Source organism: Segatella copri, assembly GCF_003465495.1.
Classification (GTDB): domain Bacteria; phylum Bacteroidota; class Bacteroidia; order Bacteroidales; family Bacteroidaceae; genus Prevotella; species Prevotella copri_G.
Genome location: NZ_QSAV01000096.1, coordinates 1 through 452, shown reverse-complemented (window position 1 = coordinate 452; position 452 = coordinate 1). Strand labels below are relative to the sequence as shown.

Sequence of the window (452 nt, the reverse complement as noted above, 5' to 3'; positions counted from 1 at the left end):
AACTAAATTTTTTAAAGTATGATTCTCATCAAGTTAGCGAAGAACAAGAACAAGACTATCAAGGAAGCGTATGGCAAATATTATGCGCGACCAGTAGTAACAGAAACCATCGGTATCGATGAACTCGCCGAACACATGGCGAGCCACAACACCCCGTTCTCGAAGGGTGCCATCAAGGGCCTTCTCACCGATATGGTGAGCTGTGTGAAAGAGCTCGTGCTCCAGAATAAGGCAGTGAAGATAGACAACCTCGCCATCTTCTCCATCGGCATCATCAACAAGATGGGAGCCGCCAGCATCAAGGAGTGGAGCCTCGCCAAGTTTGTAGAAGGCTACCGCCTCAGAGCCCGTGCTACCGGCAAGCTCAGCAACACCCAGCTCTCTCTCGATGCCAACGCCAAGAACGCCATGGATCTCCTCAACTCTAGCGAGAGCGCTGCAGGCGATACCAC

Annotated in this window: 1 protein-coding gene; it reads left to right on the top strand. The window is 51.3% G+C overall.

Features of this window, described 5'->3' with window-relative positions:
• Positions 1-18: 18 nt before the first annotated feature.
• A partial coding sequence (locus DWV53_RS15115; protein WP_118155435.1) for a DNA-binding protein occupies positions 19-452 on the top strand: 434 nt, incomplete at its 3' end.